Below are 21,222 nucleotides of genomic sequence, written 5' to 3' on the forward strand. Positions count from 1 at the left end.
AAAACTGACTATTATATTGAATTATTTGAGGATATATTTTCATAAACAATGCAATTCTTAACTTACTTCTTCGAAGCCTTCTCTTCTGTAAAAGCAAATAAGCTTAGAACAATATTAACAGCGGCCATGATTACGATTGGTATTACCGCTTTAGTGGGGATTATGACAGCGATTGACGCTGTAAATGAGTCGATTAACTCAGGAATGTCAGATTTAGGTGTTAATAATTTTGATATTACTGATATGACGAGACGACGAGGTGCTTTTGGTAAGAAAATGACTAAAAAGAACGTAATTACTTATCAAGAAATGCGAAAATTCAAGGAATTATTACCTGTAGAAGGGAAGGTAAGTCTTGAAGTAACAGTTGGACAATCTTTAGAAATTAAAAGATTATCTAAAAAAACTACTCCAAATTATAATGTGACAGGTATTGATGATATGTACCTGAAAAACAATGGATATACTCTCAAAGAAGGCAGGCCTTTTACTTCTATTGAACTTGAACAAGGACAAAACGTAGCCATTATTACTAAAGAAGTTTTTGATAACTTATTTGATAAAAATGAAGACCCATTAAATAAAACCATAGGTTTTAAGGGAAAGAAATTTATGGTTATTGGAGTAGTAGAAGAAAAAGGAGGACTAGGGGGTGGTAGTGCCGATAGAATGGTGTTTATCCCACTAATTAATGCTAATAAATTCGCTACAGGACAAACACTTTATTATAAAGCAGTAGTAAATACTACCGATCCAAGGGGTATTGACTATGCCGTTTCAGAAGCAAGAGGAATTCTAAGGGTAATTAGAAAAGATCAATTAGGAAAGCCTGATTCTTTTGAGATTAAAAAAAGAGATTCTTTAAGTGAAGAATTTAATACTATGACTAGTACTTTAAGATTAGGAGGCTTAGTTATAGCAATTGTAACCTTGTTAGGTGCGTCTATTGGGTTAATGAATATCATGATGGTATCTGTGACAGAACGTACAAGAGAAATAGGGATAAGAAAGTCGTTGGGAGCAACAACAAATGCAATACGACAACAGTTTTTAATTGAAGCTGTATTTATCTGTTTATTGGGAGGATTATTTGGCGTTTTTCTCGGAGCTTTAATTGGAAACGTATTGTCGTCATTTATGGGTTCAGAGAACTTTATATTTCCTTGGTTATGGTTAATGGTCTCTATTGTTGTTTGTGTATTTGTAGGAGTTACTTCTGGTTTTTATCCTGCTAATAAAGCCTCAAAATTAGATCCTATCGAATCCTTAAGATTTGAATAAAATAAACCTCATAATCTATAAAATAAATTATGAGGTATGGTAAAGAATCAATGATAGTCATTATCATTTTGCCTTTTGTAATAATACATTCATTTTATAGGAAATTGACCTCCAAAGAACATTAGGAGGACGTTTAAGTAAGAGGGAAAAAGTAATTTATAGTCGGATTGTATGGTACTTTTATTTTTAGAGTTCATGTTAATTCTTGCTTTATCTACTAGTGAAATTAGGCCAATAGAGTCTGTAATCAAATTTATTATTGGTGATGTTTATTAAATTCAATATTATTAACATCATTGATAAACAGGTAATTAGATAGATGCAATTATCTAGTTAAATAGTAATATTTCACTTTTAAGTAGTGTTGTTATATATTGAATGACAAATAAAAAAAGCACTTAGTTAAGTCTACTTAACTAAGTGCTTTTTTTTAGATATAAATACAATTTATATCAATGGTTTATTACTGTCCCCATCCAAAGAAACAGAAACCTTTAGAATTAAATCTTTCTCCCATTGAGAAAAAGAAAGAAGCTTCCTCAGCTGCATTATCATCAGAGTCAGAACCGTGTACTACATTTCTATCAGTAGATTTAGCAAAACGCTTACGGATTGTACCTTCTTCTGCTTCTTCAGGATTTGTTGCGCCAATAAGTTTTCTGTAATCCACTACTGCATTGTCTTTTTCCAATACTGCAGCTACAACAGGCCCAGATGTCATGTACTTAACAACATCGTTAAAGAAAGGCTTATCAGCAAGGTGACGATAGAAGATCTCAGCTTGTTTTGTTCTTAAACGAATCATTTTCATAGATTGGATACGGAATCCCGCTTCTGTGATCATTGTTAAGATTTCACCGATATTTTCTTGATTTTCCTCACCAGGCTTAATCATTGTAAAAGTAAAAGTACCTTTTTTTGGTGCGTAATTGTTCATATTTGCTTGTGTTTATTGTTACTTATTTGGTGTTAGAACCTAGAAAAAGAGAGTTTTCATGGTTCAAAAAAAATATGTCTTTTTTAATTAGACAAAAAATATAGTTTTTAAATCGTAAACAAACATATAGATTACTTGTATGATTAACAAGTAAAAATGATACACTTTAAGATAGTTTCAGGTTTTCGATAACCTTTATATACAAAAAAGGTGAAGAATAGATTAACTACTTTTCACCCTTTCTTAAACGATATTTATAGATGATTAGAATTCTTGCAATTGAATCAGTTTGTTATAAGCACCTGATTCTTTTTGCATTAATTCCTCATGTTTTCCTATTTCTTTGATAGACCCATTTTCTAATACTGCAATTTTATCCGCATTTCTAATGGTCGAGAGACGGTGTGCAATAATTAAACTAGTTCTCCCTTCCATGAGTGTTTCTAAAGCTTCTTGCACTAATTTTTCTGATTCGATATCTAATGCAGACGTCGCTTCATCCAAAATCAAAATGGCAGGGTCTTTTAATATAGCTCTAGCAATCGCAATACGCTGACGTTGACCACCAGATAATTTTACTCCTCTTTCTCCTACAAGTGTGTCAAACCCTTCAGGGAACGATTCAATAAACTCTAAAGCATTTGCTTTTTTTGCAGCCGCAATCACTGCTTCTTGAGAAGCTTCAGGATTACCGTATCGAATATTTTCTTCGATACTTCCTCCAAATAAAAGGACTTCTTGAGGTACCACACCAACGTGTTTACGGTAACCCATCAGATTATAATCTTGAGTAGATTTTCCATCAATTAGAATATCACCCGAATCAATAGCGTAGAAACGTTGTAATAGTTGAGCAATGGTAGATTTACCTCCACCAGATTTGCCAACTAACGCAACTCTTTCACCTTGATTAATAGAAAGGTTAACTCCTTTTAATACCTGAATTTCTTTACGAGTAGGGTATGAGAAAACAACATTTTTGAAAGTGATATCACCTTTTAATCTAGGCACATTTTCTTTATCAATTTGATGTTCAGCTTCTGCGTCTAAAATTTCTTCGATTCTCTCTGTTGCTCCTACAGCCTTTTGAATATTACCATAAATATCTCCTAAGCCACCAATTGAACCACCAATAAACATAGTGTAAAGAACAAATGAAGTAAGGTTACCTACAGTAATTTCTTGAAGTGATACCATATATGTACCGTACCATAGCACTCCAATAATTCCTCCCATTAAGGCAAAGATGATAAAAGAGATGAATGTACCTTTGAAAGTGGCAGCTTTTAAAGCGATTTTTACGATACCAGTAAGTGTATGACTATAACGTGTGACTTCGTAATCTTCATTAGCAAATGTCTTTACAGTGCCAATAGACTGAAGAGTTTCTTCTACCACAATATTGGCTTTTGCCAATGCATCTTGTGTTCCTTTAGAAAGTTTTCTGATGAACTTACCAAAAATGATTGCAGCTACAATGAGCACAGGGAAGGTAAGCACCATGAATAAGGTAAGCTTTGGATTTAGTGTAAATAGAATAGCAATACCAAATAGAAGCGTAGCCAACTGTCTGAATAATTCGGCTAGTGTTGTAGAGAACATATCTTGTAAAACAGAAACATCAGATGTTATTCTACTAAACAATTCTCCAGATCTATTTTTATCATAAAATGACATAGGCAATGACATGAACTTTTGATATAAAGTTCTTCTCAAATCAGCCATTGCATTTTCATTAACGATAGCAAAGAAATAGACTCTAGCAAAAGAAAATATACTTTGTACAAAAAGAACTGCCATTAAGGCTAAACCAACTTGTGTTAAGTCTTCTAACCAAGGGATAGTTCCTTTACCCTGTGCAGTATCTATTAGTTCACCAGTTAATCTTGGTAACGCTAGTAAGATTGTACTAGAAAAAAATAAACTGATGATACCCATACTAAATGTTCCTTTGTAAGGAAGCATGAATCTAAAGATACTTCTCAGTTTTTGTATACCTTTTTTATCTAAACGTGCTTTTTTCTCTCCCGAGTCTTTACGCGACATATTTCTAAAAATCCCCAAAACTTTTTAATTTAATCGAACTGCAAAAGAACGACTTTTTTATGACTTTACTCATATTTTTTTGTAATGAAATCGTTAAAGAATAAAATAAGAGCATATTTGAATGATTTTTATCAAATATGCTCTATAAAACTGAATCTAAAAGCAAACGTATTTAGGCACTTTCTTTCGTTTCTTCATTTCCTTCCACTCTGAAATTCCCTTTTTCAAAGATGCAGGTCACTTCTTTGTTTTCAACTTTAGTCTCTAAATGAACCGGGAAATTTGACCACAGCGTTGAAATATGTTGCATGGTTTTATTGACATACCCTAATTCTAATTCACGTCCATCGTATTCATGTACAAGGTATAAAGCATTTGAAATAGGGGAGACTCCTTTTACTTTAATGATTGGAATGCCACCTGTTCCAACTTGTTTTATGAGAGTATCTCTTACTTCTTTCCACCCTTTGAAATCATTAGAGACATTAGAAACGGAAACTTTACCATTGTTTTTTTCATACTCGAACAATCCTAATTCTTCCATCAGGTCTTGAGTCAGGAATCGTCTTAAAAAAGAGGAATCACGATCAATTGTTCTAATGTCAAAAATTTGAGGATTGATATCTTCTTCAAAAGAATTACTATTTCCTGCAAGATGTTGCATCAAATGGAAACCAATGTGATAAGGATTTAACCCTCCAACATGAGGTCTAATCACTTGATTATGGGAACGGATGAAATCAACATGCATTTCTGGAGGTAAATTCAATTTATGAAGAATAGTATAATGCCAGAAACTAGCCCAACCTTCATTCATGATTTTAGTTTCCATTTGCGGCAAGAAATAAAGAGTTTCTTCTCGGACAATCCGGATAATATCTTTTTCCCACGATTGAAGAAAACGACTATTTTCAAGAATAAATAGTAATAGATCTTCACTTAAAGCAGGAATGAAATCCGTTTCTTGATCTTGACTCTTGAGTTCATCCCAATTGTCTTTCTCTCTATTTATTTGATGGAAATAATCTTCTTTTTGCTGATCTTCTGATAAACGAACAATTCTTTGATTGCGATCTACATGAAAACTTATAGCATGTGCAGCATCTAAAATTCTTTCAACCCCTTCGTAATTGATACTGGGGGTCTCTACAAACGATCGAATTCTATTGGCATTTAACTTAAATGTCTCTAAAGCAAATTCGGCTCTTGTATGTGAGAAGTTGATATTATTTTTGAAGAAATCGTTATGACCATACACATGGGCCATAACCAATATTTGCATGGCCAAAGGGTTGTCTATCATTAAATATGCCAAGCAAGGGTTGGAATTAATTACCATTTCATAGGCTAGACCACCCATACCCAATTTGTACATGGTGTTTTGTTTCTCGAAAGACTTACCAAAACTCCAATGTGGATAACGTGAGGGCATACCCACATAAGATTGATAGCCCAGCATGTCGTGGTAATCACATACTTCAAATTCTTGAGGATAATAATCTAAACCGCACTGTTGTGCAATTTCTTCTATCTTATCATTCCACTTTGCTAAATCTTTTAATACCCAATCCATATTTAATAGGGTTTAGAATTATATCATTGAATACAACTTCAAAGAATTAATCCATGAGCGTATTACTTTTATCTTTATTGAGGAACTTTTTTAAAGCAGGCCAAACAGATTCTTTGGTTCTCATTCTAAGGGAAACAAAGTTCTCTTCTTCTACTTTTTTATATTCATCCAACATAGTAGACCAAGAGAAACCAATATCTGGCTTAATCTCACCGTATCCAAAGAGGTTACAAACCTGACTAAGTTTAATCACGTGTTCTATTGCTTTTTTATTGTCTGATGCAAAGTTATCTCCATCGGAACAATGGAAAGCATAGATGTTCCATAACATTGGGTTATAACGTTCCTCTATTATTTCAAGTGCTTTGATATAAGCAGATGAAATGATGGTACCTCCAGATTCTCCTTTATGAAAGAATTCATCTTCTGTTACCTCTTTAGCTTCTGTGTGGTGAGCTATAAAGAGGATTTCTGTGTTTTCATACCGAGTCTGTAAAAAGGTATAAAGCATAAAATAGAAGCTTCTAGCTAAGTATTTTTTTGTTTGATCCATGGATCCAGAAGTATCCATCAAACATAGTACAACAGCATTAGAATGTTCTTCAGTATCTACTTGTAATCTACGGTAGACTAAATCATCATTATGAAAAGGAAAGGATTCATCATTTTGAGTAAGTGCATTACTATTTATACCCTTAGCTTTCATTCTTTTGATTCGATTCATCATTGTCTTTCTTTTAGATAGACGTGCTCGAATACCTTTTTTCTGATAACCTAGAAGTTTTCGCATCACTTCCGTATCTGTTTGAAAGAACTTTTTCTGATCCATATCAGGTAATTCTAAGTCTTCAAACATTAGCTGAATAGCTTCTTCTAAGGAAATTTCTGTTTCGTAAATATCTTCCCCAGGATCGTTTCCTGCTTCACCTTTGCCTTGTCCTTTTTGAGGTTGACCATTTTGGTCTTGGATCACTTGTCCTTTTTGTTCTTTTCCAGTGCCAGTTGCAGCACCTTTACCGCTATTATTACCGTAGACAAAACGGAACTCTTTGATACCTCGAATAGGGACTTTGATCTTTTTATCTTTGTCTTGTCCAATGATAGATTCATTGGCAATAACATCAGAAATACCTTTCTTGATTTTTTCTTTAACTAATTCTTTATGACGTTGCCGATCGGCAGCAGAACGATCTCTTTTCTGTTTACTAAATTCTTTAAATATAGCCATGTGTATTTTTTTAGTGAGTAGAAAGAGACAAGGCAAAATAGCCCTGTCTCAACAACCTATTTAATGCTGCTAATCTTTCCATAGGTTGTTTGAAGCAAATCCTAAGACTGCTTCAACGCTTTCTTCATTGTAGCCCATTGATATCATTTGAGCTACCATAGCACCATACTTTTTCTTTTGAGAATTATCCCTAGTTTTTTCTTTCAGAATAATACGAGTGATGTCTTTTACAGAGGCCATTAGCTTTTTCTCAATAGCTTCTTTCAATGGTTCGTAACTAGTATATTGTAGTTGTCCATTTCGTCTTAGAATGTGCGTTACGTAACTCATAACATCTTGGCGGAATCCATCGGCAGCAGTACCAGAAATGCCAATTTGTTGTTCTATTGATTCTAAGAACTTAATATCCGGATCCATTTCCTCATTGTTATTCCCGGTTACTTTTCGTTTAAGAACATAAGCTTCTACATGGTCTAAGTAATTTTGGAATAATGATTCTGCCTGTTCATCATACGCATGTACAAAGGCTTTAGTGATATCGCCTTCCAACATTTTAAGGTATTCTTTGTATAAAATGTCTTTCAGAATATGCATATAATGGTCTTTGATGTCCCCTGGCATCGGTTCTTCCTTTAATTTATTTTGAAGGGCATCAAGAACAGCAATAGGATGAATCGTATTAGTCTCAGTATCAGACAGGGCATTATCAAGAGATTTCATGATAAAACGAGTTGAGATCCCACTCATTCCTTCGTCCTCAACCTCATCTTTTAACTCCATGACATTGATACGTTTCGATTGACCATTTTCAGTCACCTCATCACCATTATAGAGTTTTAGTTTAGTGAGTAAATCACATTTATTGGTTGGCTTCAGACGGGTAAGAATGGCAAACATAGAAGCAATTTCTAACGAGTGTGGAGCTATGTGTGCGTTAAAATCAGATTTACCAATTATTTTTTGATAGATCTTAATTTCTTCAGAGATTTCTAATACATAGGGAACTTCAATTTTAACAATTCTATCCAAGATAGCTTCATTAGTATGATCGGCTTTAAATCGATTCCATTCAGCCTCATTAGAGTGGGCAAGTATTACACCGTCAAAATAAATCATACCATGTTTACCTGGGGCAGGAATACGCTTTTCTTGGGTTGCTGTGAGCATGACGTGGAGGTACTCAATCTCATTTTTAAATACCTCAATAAATTCTACCAATCCTCTGTTACCTACATTAAAAGCACCGTTAAGAGTCAATACCCTAGGATCATCCTCGCTAAAGCGATCTAATTTCGAAATATCTTCTGAGCCAATCAATACAGAGGTGTCTTGGTTGTTTGGATCAACAGGAGGGACCATACCAACACCTTGGCGTTTACGGATAGAAAAATGTCGTTTGATGACTTTAAATTTAGTGAAATCACCCTTGTAGTCGTGGTCTAGAATATGTTGGGTTACAGGGTCAAGTTCTCCTTCGATTTCTATACCTAATCTACCTTCCATTTCTTCCCTTAATTCTGGAGGAATGGCACAAAGCGGATTGGTATTCATCGGAGATCCTTCCAAATAATAAAATGGAGTAGATTGTTCTAAGCCACTTTTTAATTTTTCTATTAAAGAGGACTTACCAGCACCAACGGGGCCTACTAGAAATAAAACTTGTCTACTTTCTTCACCTTTTAGGGAAGCAGAATGGAAATAACGTACAAGCTTTTGTAAGACCTTTTCTATACCAAAGAATTCATCTTTAAAGAAGTTGAAACTTTTAAGTTTAGAATGAGGGCCAAAAATACGTCTTAATCTAACGTCTTTTTCGGTGTCTAATAACTTTAAACCATCGTTGGTAATAGCTTTATACATTCTTTTGTGAGCTAAATCAGCGAGGTCTGAGTTTTTTTGTACTTCTTCTAGATAATCTAGGAAAGACAGGGTTTCTTCTTTAGCTTTCTTGGTTTTTCGAAAGTTATCAAAGAGTTTTTTAAATTCGTTTTGATCATTCGCAGCATTCATAGTTGTTTATGGTTTTATTGGGTGTAAATCATTTTAACTAAAAATTAAAATGTACACGTTTTTTTGTTTTACTGATTTCGTCTAGGTAAAGCTTAATGATTTTGGGTTTTCATTTATGCCTATTATAATATACGAACAAAACAAAAAAATATCAACAACTATGATGTTAATGATCAGTCTTTTATTGTAATATTTTTAGTGGATAGGTCGATAAATTGATCTTGATTATCAAAATTAGTAATTGGTAAAATACCATTAGAGATGGCTCCTATCGATTTATATTTACCAAATTCAATAACTGTTTTTCCTTTCATATCTATTAGACCTTCATTAAAATTAAAGTCTGTTACTTTAAGGTAATTCTCTTTGGTTTTGTTAAATGCTATTGTTGCATAATTAGCAGGAATAATCACATTTAATTGGTCATCTAAGAAACCAACTCCAACATTCCCTTCACCGTGTTCTTTGTAATAGATATATTGAAAGTTAGTAGGAGCAAATTCACTTAATTCAAATTGAATACCTGATACCCAACCATTATAATTCTTAGATATTGCTAAACTCCCTTTTGGGGCTCTTTTATCAATTTGATATCCATCAATTGTTCTCCCGGTTAGATTTTTATTTTTAACTGAAAAAAGATCTAAAACTTTCTCAGACTCTCCTTTTCCCCCTTTTCTTTGTAATAATAAATAACCAATATCCACTGCAGTAGTGTCTATCACAGGAGAGTAAATCATTTCAGTAACTTGTTTATTGATTTCTACATCGTAAAAGGCAAATTTATCGGTAGTTTTTCCTAGTAGAAGTAAGTTATATTTCTCTAGGTATGGGGTGTAAATTTGTTCGTAGTCCATTTCTACGATATAAGTTTTTGTATCTAAATCAAAAATGCCTTGTTTGTTATTATCACTAATCATGATTGCCCAATTAAGTTGCTGTTCAGGTAGTGAGTTTTCATAAGAAATCATGGCTTGATACCCTTTTGTTATTTCTTTACCAATGTTCTCATCAAAAGGGTCTGCATTAATTAAGACCTTATCAATTTTCTCTTTTTTCTTGTTATAATTCCAACCTTGTAAGAAATCTTCATTATAAACAAACAGACTATCGTATTCTTTGGATACTTTTTCACCGTCTTTAATAAGGAAATACCTCCCGGTTTCAGACTTTTGAATATTTTCATTTTCAGGGTCAACCTGACTTAGTTTATAATCACTTACATTCTTTTCATGAAAGGTATTATTGCCGGCGTCTATATAAACTTTTTTACCTGAAATGTATTGTGCATTTGAAGGGAAATTATAACCGTTAGTATTGTATGATGTTATATCTAGTTCTTTGATTTTTTTTGTAGTGCTCTTATTTAAAACTAATTGACCGTTTTTTCCTAAAAGATTGAAACCTGAGGAAGTTTGAACAACAGCATGTTGTTTTCCTTGGGTAAATTGAAAAGCGGATACAAAACTCCCTCCTCTTGTTTTGTTCATAACAATTTGAGGTTTACTAACAACTGCATAAGTTTCAGGTTCTAAGAACCCCATTAAATTGTCTTCAATCACTCTAATTTTTTGATTTTCGTCGAATGCTATTTCATAGTATCGAAGTGGTAATTTCCAATAATCAAGATCTGTATTATAAATACCATATTTTTCTCCTTTACATACGATGTAATTGTTTTTATTATCGAACACAAAAATACTATCGTATTCCATAGGTATCAGTTCTTTACCCACTCTATGTAATACTCCTATTTGTTGATGATTATTTTCAACTATAAAAACTTGTTCGTTTAAGGTTTCACTAATATTTGAATATTTGGGTTTTAATTCCCAGAGTCCTTCTGAATTGATTAGTCCACTTTTCCCGTTTTTATCAACGACTATGGCAGTGTTATTTGTAAAAGTAGTTACCTTATGAAATTGAGCTTCAATTATAGTATTCTCTTTGTTGTCCATATATCCCCACTTTCCATCTTCTTGGAAAGGAATCAATATAATATCTTGACCAAATGTGATTGAAAAATTAAATAAGAATATACAAAGGAATAGGTGGTAGCTTTTCATAGGATTTTGTTTTTTGAAAAGGTTAGTTTTGGATTTTATTCATTAAATAATTTAATGATAAAGTTGGTATGATTTATACAAATCTTAATTTAATAACGCTTAAAAACGGAGTAATCGTATACCATTCTCGGAATTATCTAATTTGATCAAACAAACTTGATAAATCCAATTATCAAAAGTGATGTGTATTATGTTAAAGTGTGATAAAAGTTAATCGTTGAAAAGGTTATTATATTTGAAGAAATTTTTGCACTATTTTTATATGGTATTAACTAGAATTTATCAGAATTACATATATATTTGTTTTTATCTTCAATGTATGAATACATAATGATGGTGACTTTACCTTTTTACGCATATTTACTACCATGAAATGAACTACGAATTAGAAAAGAAGAGTGATTATTATAACAAATACTTAGGGTTGGGTGATCAATTTTATTTTGAATTTAGTTGTGAAAAGTTCCAGTTTTTGCACTTTTCAGAAACATTTTTTGAGATCACAGGGCATAATTTTAAGAACCCTACCAATAGAAAGGGATTCTTTATTTCATCAAAGAGTTTTCAAAATCATGAATTACATTTGATTAAAGATATACTGGAAGCTTTTCTTCAAAAAGAATATGATAATATAAACCACTTTAAAGTGTTTTTTACTTATCCATTATTATTTGCTGATGGAAGTGAGCAGGAGTGTCTGGCAAAAGTGGAAATGGAGTTATTTGAAAATAAGAAGATAAAAAATATCAAATTTTACAATACTATCTTTAAAGATGGATTAGATGTGGCACTTAGAAAAGGAATTAGTTTTATTGACCTTAAAACAGCTAATTCTTATTATAATATCATTTCTATTGATGAGTTTATACAATGTAATGCTATTTATTCGTTAAGTAAAAGAGAGATAGAAATACTTCATTTAGTGAGTAACGGATTATCGAATACAGAAACCGCTGAATTGTTAAATGTAAGTATGCATACTATAACTACACACAAGAAAAATATTATAAAGAAGACACAAACAAACAGTATCATGACTACCATAAAACTGTGCCTTCGAATGAACTTGTTTTAAAATGAAAAACAAACAAGACGACAATTTTAAACAAAATCTAGTAGACATAATTAACAGAAAAGGATTATCAAGGAATATAATTTCAAGAGGTATTAAAGATATAGATCGATATGATCATATTAAAGAAGTATCCAAGGCATTTTTATATCCGGGGTCCACTATCAGTTTCATTGCTAATTTTGATGATAAAAAAATTGAATTTATCAAGAAGGATCAAAATAGTCATATGTTCTATACCAATAGTAATCATTTAAACTCTATCATCGAATTATTAGACACAACAGTGGATGACGAAGATAGAGAAATGTATACCTATTCATTAGATAAAATCTTTTCGTTTCATCTTTACCTGTATTCTAAATACAAAGATTTGATTCATAGGTCTTCATTTATTTTCAGAGCTACTAATATGAGGGGAAATAGGCAGACTTATTTTCAACAGAATATTCCTGTAAAAGTTAATAATGAAGAAATTACTTCTTTTTTCATTGCCATTTCAAATGTAACTCATATTACAAAAGAACAGCGTTATGTCATATCATTTTTTAATCAATTAAATAATGATACTCAAATAATTGATGTTAAGGAGTTTACAAAGCCAAACTTGGACACCATGAATTTGGACCTATCTGATAGAGAAAAAACAATTTTAGTACTAATTTCTGATGGTTTATCAGCAAAAGAAATTGGGGAAGAATTACACATCTCTCAGGAAACAGTAAACCGTCACAAGAAAAATATGATTAAAAAGAATGACATGAAAAATGTAATTCAATTAGCGACTGAAGCAATACGAAGAGGATTAATTTGATAGATAATTTATGTTCTTACTTTCATACAAAATGGTATCATGAAAGGGAAAAATGCAGAATACATCAAAGAAAAACTTTTGACTGTATTTTCTCTATTCTCCTAAAAATGAATCAATTTAACGAGAGGGGTGACCTACTTCAATATTGTTTATTTAGATTTAAACTTAAATAAACAAAAAACTCCCTAGAAAATGAGTAATCACTTTCTAATTTATTTACAGAGAAAGTTACTTATTATATATTTGTGTATCATTGATAGAGTAAAATACTATAGTCTGTTTATCCTATCTTAGATAAAAGGGTTTTGAGCATTTTTTGAGGAAATAGATATGATATGCTCGTTATAAATAGAAGAAAATACTAAAAATGTACAAAGTTATTATTAGTTTATTACTTTCTCTTGGATTAGTTTTTTGTGTTTCAGCACAAGAAGTGACACCTAAAAAAAAGAAGAAAAGTAAAAAAACAATCACTGCAGATCCTGATGCTAAACTTCAATCCCCTAAGGATGTTGCTTTTGATGAAAAGTCTGGATTGTTCTATATCAGTTCTCCAGGAAACCACGGTATAATTAAAAGAGGACGTCGTGGAGGAGCTGTATTTGCAGTTAAAGAATTAGAAGATCCCAATGGAGTATTAATTTATGGAGGTATACTTTATGTTGCTGATGTAAATAAAGTCAAAGCATATAATTTAAAAAAGGAAGAGAAAATTTTTGAAATTGTAGTAGAAGGGGCTTCTTCATTAAGATCATTAGCGACTGACGGTACTCATGTTTATGCATCAGATCAAACAGCAAATAAAGTTTTTCTGATAAATTTAAGACAGAAAGAAGCAGAACTGTTAACTGATAAAGTAGAATCACCTACAGGTGTTTTTTACAGTAAAAAACATAAAGACCTACTTATTTTAAGCTCGAAAGAAAGTGGAGGAGGTATTTACGCTTATAGTTTTAAAGACAAGAAGACAACTCTAGCTTTAGAGATCAATGAGTTTCCATACTTAGAAGATATTACATTTAATGGCTCAATGAGTTATTATTTAACTGCTTATGGAGCAGATAAAAAAGAGAATGTGATTATTAAGGTAAATGATGCTTTGTCTAGAGAACCAAGAGTAATTCAATCTACTGCTGATGGTCCAGCTGGTATAAAATATATCAAAAGAACCAATGAATTAGCAATAGCAAATGATTACAGTAATAACCTAAATATTATTAAGTTAGGGTATTAGGACATTGTAAACTAAGTTAAAAGGTAATATGTAGAATAATTATAGTTCTATATATTACCTTTTATTTTTTTTCGAATTATCATTTTTTCAATATTTTTTTTAACTTAAGCAATTATGTTGAGTGTTGTCGATTTATTTTAATAGGCAACTCTTTTTAAAATTTGTACTGAACGATTATTATTTACACTTCATGAAACAAACTATACTACTTCTTTTTTTACTTTTATCTATGATAAGTTGTAAAGAAAAGGAGAAGATTGATACTACTTTACATTTTGAATCTATTAAGGGACTTAACGAAGTTAAGATGATTGATTCATTAGATGAAAAAGTAGTTGAATTTTCCAAAGTAGCCGATATCGGTAAAGCGATTATCAGGAGACCTCAAGGAAGCGTATGGCCAGAAAAAATCATTTTGAGATTGCCATTTACTAGACTTGAAGGATTTAAAGGTTACACAGATTTAGATAAGCAACACATGTTTGAACATTTTCATTCAAGTGGAGCTACTAAAAATCAATATATTTCTACTTATAAAGATATTCTGGTAAAAAAGGTAGCCAAGTTATCTGATTTTATCAACATTGAATTACCTAAAGAAATGTTGGAAGATAATCCTAAAGTTATCTACATTGAATGGGTAAACGTTTACCGAAATTAATTCAAAAAAAAGGACTGCTTCCCCACAGTCCTTTTTTCTTTCTCTCATTTCTTCTAAATGTTTCATTACATAATCTTGTATTTTCTATTTTTACCAATAAATCCTCCTACCTTTGTGATCGTACAAAAGTAGATATACAATGACTTTTAAGGATTTAGGTATACACAGTGCTATAGTAAAGGCACTTTCAGAAAACGGAATTGAAGAACCAACGGCTATTCAATCGAAGTCAATCCCGTTTTTAATGCAAAAAGGAACCGATTTTATCGGGCAGGCACAAACGGGAACAGGTAAGACAGCAGCTTTTGGTTTACCATTACTTCATGCCGTTAACCCAAAAAATCCGCAACCTCAAGCATTAATTTTATCACCAACACGTGAATTAGGACAACAAATACAAAAACAGTTGTTCCGATTTACAAAGTATTATCACAAAGTATTTTGTGAGGCTGTATATGGTGGTTTTCCAATAGATATTCAAGTGAATAACTTGAAAAGACCTACTCAAATTTTAGTAGCAACTCCAGGACGTTTGATCGATCTTGTTAATCGTAATGCTGTAGATTTATCACAAATTAAAACAGTTGTGATGGACGAAGCGGATGAAATGTTAAGTATGGGTTTTAAAGAAGATTTGAATAAAATTCTTCGTTTAACTCCTAATAAAAAAGCTACTTGGTTGTTCTCTGCTACTTTCCCTACGGGAATTAAGGAGATCATTAAGAAGTATATGGATAAAGATGCTTTTAGAATTGAGGTGAACCCATTGAATGTTATCAACAAAAATATCAAATTTGAATATTTGGTTGTTGAGCCTAAGCAGAAAATGGAAACTCTTAATTGGTTTATTCGTCAGCAAGGTGATGATAGAGGGGTGATTTTTACAAGAACAAAAGCTGATGCTCAGCAGGTAGCAAAACAACTTCATGGAAAGCAGTTTAAAGCTGAATCTATTCATGGAGATTTATCTCAAAAAGAAAGAGATAAAGTGATGCGATCTTTTAAATCAAAGAAATTACAAATTTTAGTAGCTACAGACTTGGCCGCTAGAGGAATTGATATTGCAGATTTAGCTTACGTTATTCATTACCAACTTCCTGATAAAATGGAGTATTTTACTCATAGAAGTGGTAGAACGGCTAGAGCGGGTAAAAAAGGAGTGTCTTTATGTTTACTTGGTAAAAGAGAATTATCAAGGTTAGACGAAATTGAGGACGAATTCGGTATTACTATGGAACAGATCTTTGATTAATTATCAAAAGTCTTTTCAGAATTAGAAATAAAAAAATCCCTTAACAAGATATTGTTAAGGGATTTTTTTGTGATGTGTGTTGGATTAAAATCCAGGAATTCCAAAGCTTCCAGAAGAACCTAATGTAGTATAACTACTTGTGTCAATCTTAAAAGCTTTTTCTTTAATATTTTTAATGTAAGCTTTGAAAGTACCTGTTGATTGATTATCGATCAGTTCAACGCCTAAAATAATTTCTTTATCTTTTAATTCTATACCTGCTTTTTTACAAATTTCTTTAGTAAAAGATTCGTATCCTTTTAGATCAGAATTGTATTTACCAACATGTACGATTACTGTCTTATTGTCTTGAGTTCCTTTGAAAGTACGACATTTAATACCAATAATCTCTTTTTTGATTTTCTTATCTTCAGTAACCGGTACATCAGAAATTCCTAAAACATCTAATTGGTCTGTGTTAACATCAGTTTCTAATGCTACTTTTTGACCAAATTGACGCATAAGGACTTTAATCTTTCCTTTTTCAAAGTCAACAACTGAATATTGAGCCCCTGCATCTTCTTCTAAAACAACACGAGCGCCCATTACGTTCTGTGCACCAACTAAAGCTCTTGCTTGAGGATATTCTTGTAATGTTCCATTTTCATAAACTTCAAAATTAATTTGTTTATCAAATTGGAATGTTTGTGCCGTTACTGCTAACTGACATAATAATAAAAAAGCTATTGTCTGTAAAATCTTCATATTATTCTAATTTAGTCGTTTACAAAGATAAGAAACTATTTCCCATCAAGTATGTAAATAACCATCGATCTACTTCGCTTTTTGATTTTCTAACAATTGAAATTCACCATGTTTGAAATGATCATTATCAAATAGCTCTTTTTCTGAGCGTACTTGTAATTCTATATGATGTCTTTTAGGTCTTAGCTGATCCATTTCAATACCTATATTATTCTTTCCTTTTCCGGGTTTTAAATCGATATCAATAATATCATTTGAAACAGAATAATTACCTGGGTATTCATAATATGAACCATCTTTAAAATCTAATACATAGGTTACCGTACCATTATCATCAAAAATGTAAGCAGCAGTACCTGCAGAAGACTCATGGGTATATATTTTTAAACTCTCATCGTTATAATTTATCAATTTATCATTCGCATAGTCGGGTAAGAAAAATAAAATTGATATTAAGAAAATCCAAAGTGTTTTCATGTCTATACATGTTTGTTTCAACTGTTAGACGTTTGAAATGGGCATTCTAGTTATTTTGTAAGGAATCATTTACAAAATCTAAAATAACTTAACATTAGTAGAGGGGTATTTATAAAATATTGACATAAAAAAAGGCCTTACGACGAATCGTAAGGCCTTCATTATATTTTGAAAGAAATTAAGCATTTACTGCTTCTTCTTTTTCAATTTTCTTCTTTGAAGTATCGTATACTAATGGAGCAGCGATAAAGATAGATGAATAAGTACCTACCATAATACCGATGAATAATGAGAATGAGAATCCTCTCAATGCCTCACCACCAAATAATAACAATACTAAGATTACTAATAATGTTGTTAATGAAGTAATGATAGTACGGTTCATAGTACCGTTAATAGCATTGTTCATTACGTCGATCATTTTAGTACCTACAGTTGCATTTTCACGCTCTTCACGAACACGGTCAAATACAACCACTGTATCGTTAATTGAGTAACCAATAACGGTTAGAATTGCAGCAATAAATACTTGATCTAATTCGAAACCAGCACCTAATAAGTTCGCAATACCAAATGCACCAAATACTACTAAAGTATCGTGGAATAAAGCTAAGATTGCACCAGCACCAAAGTTCCACTGACGGAAACGTACCCAGATATAGAAGAAGATACCAAGTAGAGAGTATAAAACTGCCTCTTCAGCACCGTCTGTAATATCGTTAGCAACTGCTGCACCCACTTTCGATGTCGATGGAATAACGAATGTAGTTGCTGTTGGAATTTGTTTCTTAGAGTATTTTAAGCCAGTATAGCTTTCGATACCTTCAACAATTGCATTTTGAACTATTGCATCAGTTTCTGATGATTCTTCATCAATAAGGTAAGCCGTAGTAATCTTTAAAGTATTATCATTACCGTAAGTTTTTACTTCTACTGGCTTATTATCAACATTTTTAACTAATGAACCTTGAATTTTTGAAGGAACAACCGCTTTATCGAAGCTTACGATGTAAGAACGACCACCTGTGAAGTCTACACCTAAGTTTAATCCGTTAGTAGCTAAAGATCCAAGACCAGCAATAATAACAACAGCAGAGAAAATGTAAGCCATCTTACGTTTAGCCATAAAGTCGATACTCATTTTACCAGCAAGCTTCTTAGATAAACCTGTTTCGAAGTTCAATTTAGCGTCTTCACCTTTGTTCTTAATGATTTGTGAAACAATCAAACGAGAGATAAATACAGCTGAGAAGAATGAACAAACGATACCGATCATTAATGTTACCGCGAAACCTTTAATTGGTCCCATACCAAATACGTACAAGAATCCACCTGTCAATAATGTTGTTAAGTTAGCATCAAAGATAGTCCAGAATGCTCTGTCATAACCGTTAGAGATAGCAGTCAATAGTGACTTTCCAGCTCTTTGTTCTTCACGGATACGCTCAAAGATTAGTACGTTGGCATCAATAGACATACCAATTGTTAAAACAATACCTGCAATACCTGGTAATGTAAGAGCAGCTCCTAGTTCGGCAAGGATACCGAAGATAAAGAAGATGTTCAAACCAAGAGCAGCATTGGCAATTAAACCACCTTTAGCGTAGTAAACTACCATAAATACAATTACTAGAGCTAAACCAAGAAGTACCGAGTTGATACCTTGTGATTGTGCTACTTTACCTAATGAAGGACCAACTACTACTTCTTCAATAATTTTAGTAGGAGCAGGAAGCTTACCAGCTTTTAAGATGTTAGCTAAATCTTTTGCTTCAGCAACTTCGAAATTACCAGTGATTTCAGAACGACCACCGTCAATTTCTGATTGTACATTTGGAGCAGTATAAACTTCGTTATCTAAAGCGATAGCGATTTGACGACCTAAGTTTTGGCCAGTCATTTTTTTCCATTTCTTAGCACCTTCTACATTCATTACCATAGAAACAGCAGGTTGGTTTCTTTGGTCATAAGATTGGTTGGCGTCAGCAATTACTTCACCAGTTAATTTTGCTTCACGCTCTTTTTTGATGATATATAATTCATAAACATCAACACCACCTTGAGAAGATCTTGGCTTGTGACCCCATAAGAATTTCATGTCAGAAGGAATGATAGACATTACCTCTTTGTCACGAAGCATTGCGTTTACTTCCGCAGTATCAGTATCAGCATACAATAAACCGAACTGAGTAAAACCTTTCATGATAGGAGCAAATAATTGCTCTTCAGTTGCCGTAGAATCATTTGATGCTACATCTGTAGAATCACTCTCGAAAAGAGAAGTTTCTGATTTAGCTTCAGTTTTAGTTTCAGTCGCAGCAACATCACCTGATAATTTCTTACGAGCTTTCTCTTGTTTAACCCATTCTTGGTTCAATTGGAACAAGTAAGGTTGAGCTTCTTGAAGTGTCCATACTTCTAAGAATTCTAATTTTGCAACACCTTGTAATAGGTTACGAACACGTTGTGGGTTATCTACACCTGGTAATTCGATAGAAATACGGTTAGTACCTTGAAGACGTTGGATGTTTGGTTGAGTTACACCAAACTTGTCAATACGAGTACGGATAATTTCAAATGCTCTTTCTACAGCACCATCTACTTCACCTTCTACTAAATCTTGTACAGCTTTGTCTGGTGAGTTAAATGAAATTTTGTTTTTGTTTGCTGATGAAGCAAAGTAAGTTGCGAAAGGAACATTCTCGTCTAATTCTTTTAAAGAAGTAAAGAAGTTATTTGTGAATGATTCTCTGTTTTCCTTCGTTAATACTTCAGCAGTTGCTAAAGCTTTTTCGAAGTTTTCATCGATGTTTGCACCAGCCATTGCTCTTACAACTTCGATTGGAGATACTTCCAATGTTACTGACATACCACCTTGAAGGTCAAGACCCAAAGCTAATTCTTTGTTCTTTACTTCTTCGTAAGTGTATGCTTTAAAACCTAAGTCATATACTGGTAATTTCCATACCGAATCGATATATGCTTGTTTTTTGAAATAATCTACGTGGCCTTCAGAATCCATGGCATACTCATCAGCGTTAGACTGAACGTTTTGTGATACCCATGAAAATGAAAGGTCGAAAATACTGAAAACTGTTACTAAGACAGCTATGAACAGGATAAAACCTCTGTTTCTCATAATATTAGTAAAAAATTAACTATTGAATAGTCGAAATGATTTATTAGATATATATAACACAAGGACTTATATCAACCTAAAAAAGGGACAAGTCTTGATAAAATTGTGTTCAAATTGAAAAAAAAGGAAGATTCCTTATGGGGCATTGGGTGCAGCGTAATAGGTCATTACGCAAACTTTCTCAGCAGAAAGTTTTAGAATCGAATTTTGTGTAAGGAAACCTACAGGTTGTACTTCTGCGGCCTCAAGCTGAAAATCGTTGTTGCAATGTAAGGTTTTGTGAAGTGAGTTATTCCATTCAATTTTAAAAGTTGAATGAGGAATTGCATCATGCTGATCTTTTAAGATGTTGATAATCGTCTTACCTTGTTCAGCATCATCATTATGCTCTACAGAAACTTCAACTATATTGTTTCCATCATTTTGAATAGCATAAACACTCTCAGCTCCTAAGGTAAATAGGAGGAGTACTGCCATTAAAAATGGAAAAAAGCGAAACGATATGTTATGTTCTTTTTGCATAAAAACCTTAATCAAGGCAAAAATAAAAAAATTAATCACAGAAAACACAATTTAGAATAGGTTTTCTGTGATCAAATATTGAAATATATTCTTAGATATGTACAAATGACGTTTTTTATTAAAAAATTGAGCGATTTTAGTCAATTTTTTTGAAGCAACTCATCAA

16 protein-coding genes are annotated in these 21,222 nt (G+C 32.4%); 6 read left to right on the top strand and 10 right to left on the bottom strand.

The window, feature by feature from the left end; all coding sequences use genetic code 11:
- The first annotated feature begins 48 nt into the window (after window positions 1-48).
- Complete coding sequence (locus tag NH26_RS18495; RefSeq protein WP_044223414.1) at window positions 49-1,281, top strand: ABC transporter permease; 1,233 nt, start codon at window positions 49-51, stop codon at window positions 1,279-1,281.
- A gap of 463 nt (window positions 1,282-1,744) precedes the next feature.
- Here the strand turns inward: NH26_RS18495 and ndk are convergent, their stop codons facing one another.
- The 6 genes from ndk to NH26_RS18525 form a co-directional block, all read right to left on the bottom strand.
- A complete protein-coding gene (gene ndk, locus NH26_RS18500; protein WP_044223416.1) occupies window positions 1,745-2,218 on the bottom strand; it encodes a nucleoside-diphosphate kinase in 474 nt (157 codons plus the stop codon).
- 264 nt (window positions 2,219-2,482) lie between these two features.
- Window positions 2,483-4,264: an ABC transporter ATP-binding protein gene (locus NH26_RS18505; protein ID WP_044223418.1), complete on the bottom strand. Its 1,782-nt coding sequence runs from the start codon at window positions 4,262-4,264 to the stop codon at window positions 2,483-2,485.
- Window positions 4,265-4,436: 172 nt separating this feature from the next.
- Window positions 4,437-5,837 carry a SpoVR family protein gene (locus tag NH26_RS18510; RefSeq protein ID WP_044223420.1) on the bottom strand — a complete coding sequence of 467 codons (1,401 nt, stop codon included), beginning with the start codon at window positions 5,835-5,837 and terminating at the stop codon, window positions 4,437-4,439.
- Between the two features lie 46 nt (window positions 5,838-5,883).
- Window positions 5,884-7,065, bottom strand: coding sequence for a YeaH/YhbH family protein (locus tag NH26_RS18515; RefSeq protein ID WP_044223422.1), 1,182 nt, complete (start codon window positions 7,063-7,065; stop codon window positions 5,884-5,886).
- A 69-nt stretch (window positions 7,066-7,134) separates the two neighbouring features.
- Window positions 7,135-9,075, bottom strand: coding sequence for a serine protein kinase (locus tag NH26_RS18520; RefSeq protein ID WP_044223423.1), 1,941 nt, complete (start codon window positions 9,073-9,075; stop codon window positions 7,135-7,137).
- Window positions 9,076-9,248: 173 nt separating this feature from the next.
- Window positions 9,249-11,141: a WG repeat-containing protein gene (locus tag NH26_RS18525; RefSeq protein ID WP_044223425.1), complete on the bottom strand. Its 1,893-nt coding sequence runs from the start codon at window positions 11,139-11,141 to the stop codon at window positions 9,249-9,251.
- Window positions 11,142-11,514: 373 nt separating this feature from the next.
- Between NH26_RS18525 and NH26_RS18530 the strand changes: the two genes are divergently transcribed.
- From NH26_RS18530 to NH26_RS18550, 5 genes are all read left to right on the top strand, one after another.
- Window positions 11,515-12,216, top strand: a complete 702-nt coding sequence (locus tag NH26_RS18530; RefSeq protein ID WP_044223426.1) for a helix-turn-helix transcriptional regulator — start codon at window positions 11,515-11,517, stop codon at window positions 12,214-12,216.
- A gap of 1 nt (window position 12,217) precedes the next feature.
- Window positions 12,218-13,027 (top strand): response regulator transcription factor, encoded by an 810-nt coding sequence (locus NH26_RS18535; protein ID WP_044223428.1) that lies wholly within the window; start codon window positions 12,218-12,220, stop codon window positions 13,025-13,027.
- 367 nt (window positions 13,028-13,394) lie between these two features.
- Entirely contained in the window at window positions 13,395-14,261 is an 867-nt protein-coding gene (locus NH26_RS18540; RefSeq protein ID WP_044223430.1) for a YncE family protein, read from the top strand.
- 190 nt (window positions 14,262-14,451) lie between these two features.
- Complete coding sequence (locus NH26_RS18545; protein WP_044223431.1) at window positions 14,452-14,922, top strand: hypothetical protein; 471 nt, start codon at window positions 14,452-14,454, stop codon at window positions 14,920-14,922.
- A 139-nt stretch (window positions 14,923-15,061) separates the two neighbouring features.
- On the top strand, window positions 15,062-16,174 hold the full coding sequence (locus tag NH26_RS18550; protein WP_044223433.1) for a DEAD/DEAH box helicase: 1,113 nt from the start codon (window positions 15,062-15,064) through the stop codon (window positions 16,172-16,174).
- A gap of 84 nt (window positions 16,175-16,258) precedes the next feature.
- Here the strand turns inward: NH26_RS18550 and NH26_RS18555 are convergent, their stop codons facing one another.
- From NH26_RS18555 to NH26_RS18570, 4 genes are all read right to left on the bottom strand, one after another.
- Window positions 16,259-16,918 (bottom strand): hypothetical protein, encoded by a 660-nt coding sequence (locus NH26_RS18555; protein WP_044223435.1) that lies wholly within the window; start codon window positions 16,916-16,918, stop codon window positions 16,259-16,261.
- A 69-nt stretch (window positions 16,919-16,987) separates the two neighbouring features.
- Window positions 16,988-17,395: a hypothetical protein gene (locus NH26_RS18560; RefSeq protein ID WP_044223438.1), complete on the bottom strand. Its 408-nt coding sequence runs from the start codon at window positions 17,393-17,395 to the stop codon at window positions 16,988-16,990.
- A 178-nt stretch (window positions 17,396-17,573) separates the two neighbouring features.
- A complete protein-coding gene (gene secDF, locus NH26_RS18565) occupies window positions 17,574-20,534 on the bottom strand; it encodes a protein translocase subunit SecDF (protein WP_044223440.1) in 2,961 nt (986 codons plus the stop codon).
- Window positions 20,535-20,669: 135 nt separating this feature from the next.
- Window positions 20,670-21,056 carry a hypothetical protein gene (locus NH26_RS18570; RefSeq protein WP_139263166.1) on the bottom strand — a complete coding sequence of 129 codons (387 nt, stop codon included), beginning with the start codon at window positions 21,054-21,056 and terminating at the stop codon, window positions 20,670-20,672.
- Between the last annotated feature and the right edge of the window lie 166 nt (window positions 21,057-21,222).

It is taken from the genome of Flammeovirga pacifica, assembly GCF_000807855.2.
Lineage (GTDB): Bacteria > Bacteroidota > Bacteroidia > Cytophagales > Flammeovirgaceae > Flammeovirga > Flammeovirga pacifica.

Bases quoted from the DNA above. Each gene is read 5' to 3' on its own strand.
- NH26_RS18505 (WP_044223418.1), bottom strand. From the start codon at position 4,264: ATGTCGCGTAAAGACTCGGGAGAGAAAAAAGCACGTTTAGATAAAAAA.
- NH26_RS18495 (WP_044223414.1), top strand. From the start codon at position 49: ATGCAATTCTTAACTTACTTCTTCGAAGCCTTCTCTTCTGTAAAAGCA.
- NH26_RS18525 (WP_044223425.1), bottom strand. From the start codon at position 11,141: ATGAAAAGCTACCACCTATTCCTTTGTATATTCTTATTTAATTTTTCA.
- NH26_RS18570 (WP_139263166.1), bottom strand. From the start codon at position 21,056: ATGCAAAAAGAACATAACATATCGTTTCGCTTTTTTCCATTTTTAATG.
- NH26_RS18550 (WP_044223433.1), top strand. From the start codon at position 15,062: ATGACTTTTAAGGATTTAGGTATACACAGTGCTATAGTAAAGGCACTT.
- NH26_RS18520 (WP_044223423.1), bottom strand. From the start codon at position 9,075: ATGAATGCTGCGAATGATCAAAACGAATTTAAAAAACTCTTTGATAAC.
- ndk (WP_044223416.1), bottom strand. From the start codon at position 2,218: ATGAACAATTACGCACCAAAAAAAGGTACTTTTACTTTTACAATGATT.
- secDF (WP_044223440.1), bottom strand. From the start codon at position 20,534: ATGAGAAACAGAGGTTTTATCCTGTTCATAGCTGTCTTAGTAACAGTT.
- NH26_RS18535 (WP_044223428.1), top strand. From the start codon at position 12,218: ATGAAAAACAAACAAGACGACAATTTTAAACAAAATCTAGTAGACATA.
- NH26_RS18545 (WP_044223431.1), top strand. From the start codon at position 14,452: ATGAAACAAACTATACTACTTCTTTTTTTACTTTTATCTATGATAAGT.
- NH26_RS18515 (WP_044223422.1), bottom strand. From the start codon at position 7,065: ATGGCTATATTTAAAGAATTTAGTAAACAGAAAAGAGATCGTTCTGCT.
- NH26_RS18540 (WP_044223430.1), top strand. From the start codon at position 13,395: ATGTACAAAGTTATTATTAGTTTATTACTTTCTCTTGGATTAGTTTTT.
- NH26_RS18555 (WP_044223435.1), bottom strand. From the start codon at position 16,918: ATGAAGATTTTACAGACAATAGCTTTTTTATTATTATGTCAGTTAGCA.
- NH26_RS18530 (WP_044223426.1), top strand. From the start codon at position 11,515: ATGAACTACGAATTAGAAAAGAAGAGTGATTATTATAACAAATACTTA.
- NH26_RS18510 (WP_044223420.1), bottom strand. From the start codon at position 5,837: ATGGATTGGGTATTAAAAGATTTAGCAAAGTGGAATGATAAGATAGAA.
- NH26_RS18560 (WP_044223438.1), bottom strand. From the start codon at position 17,395: ATGAAAACACTTTGGATTTTCTTAATATCAATTTTATTTTTCTTACCC.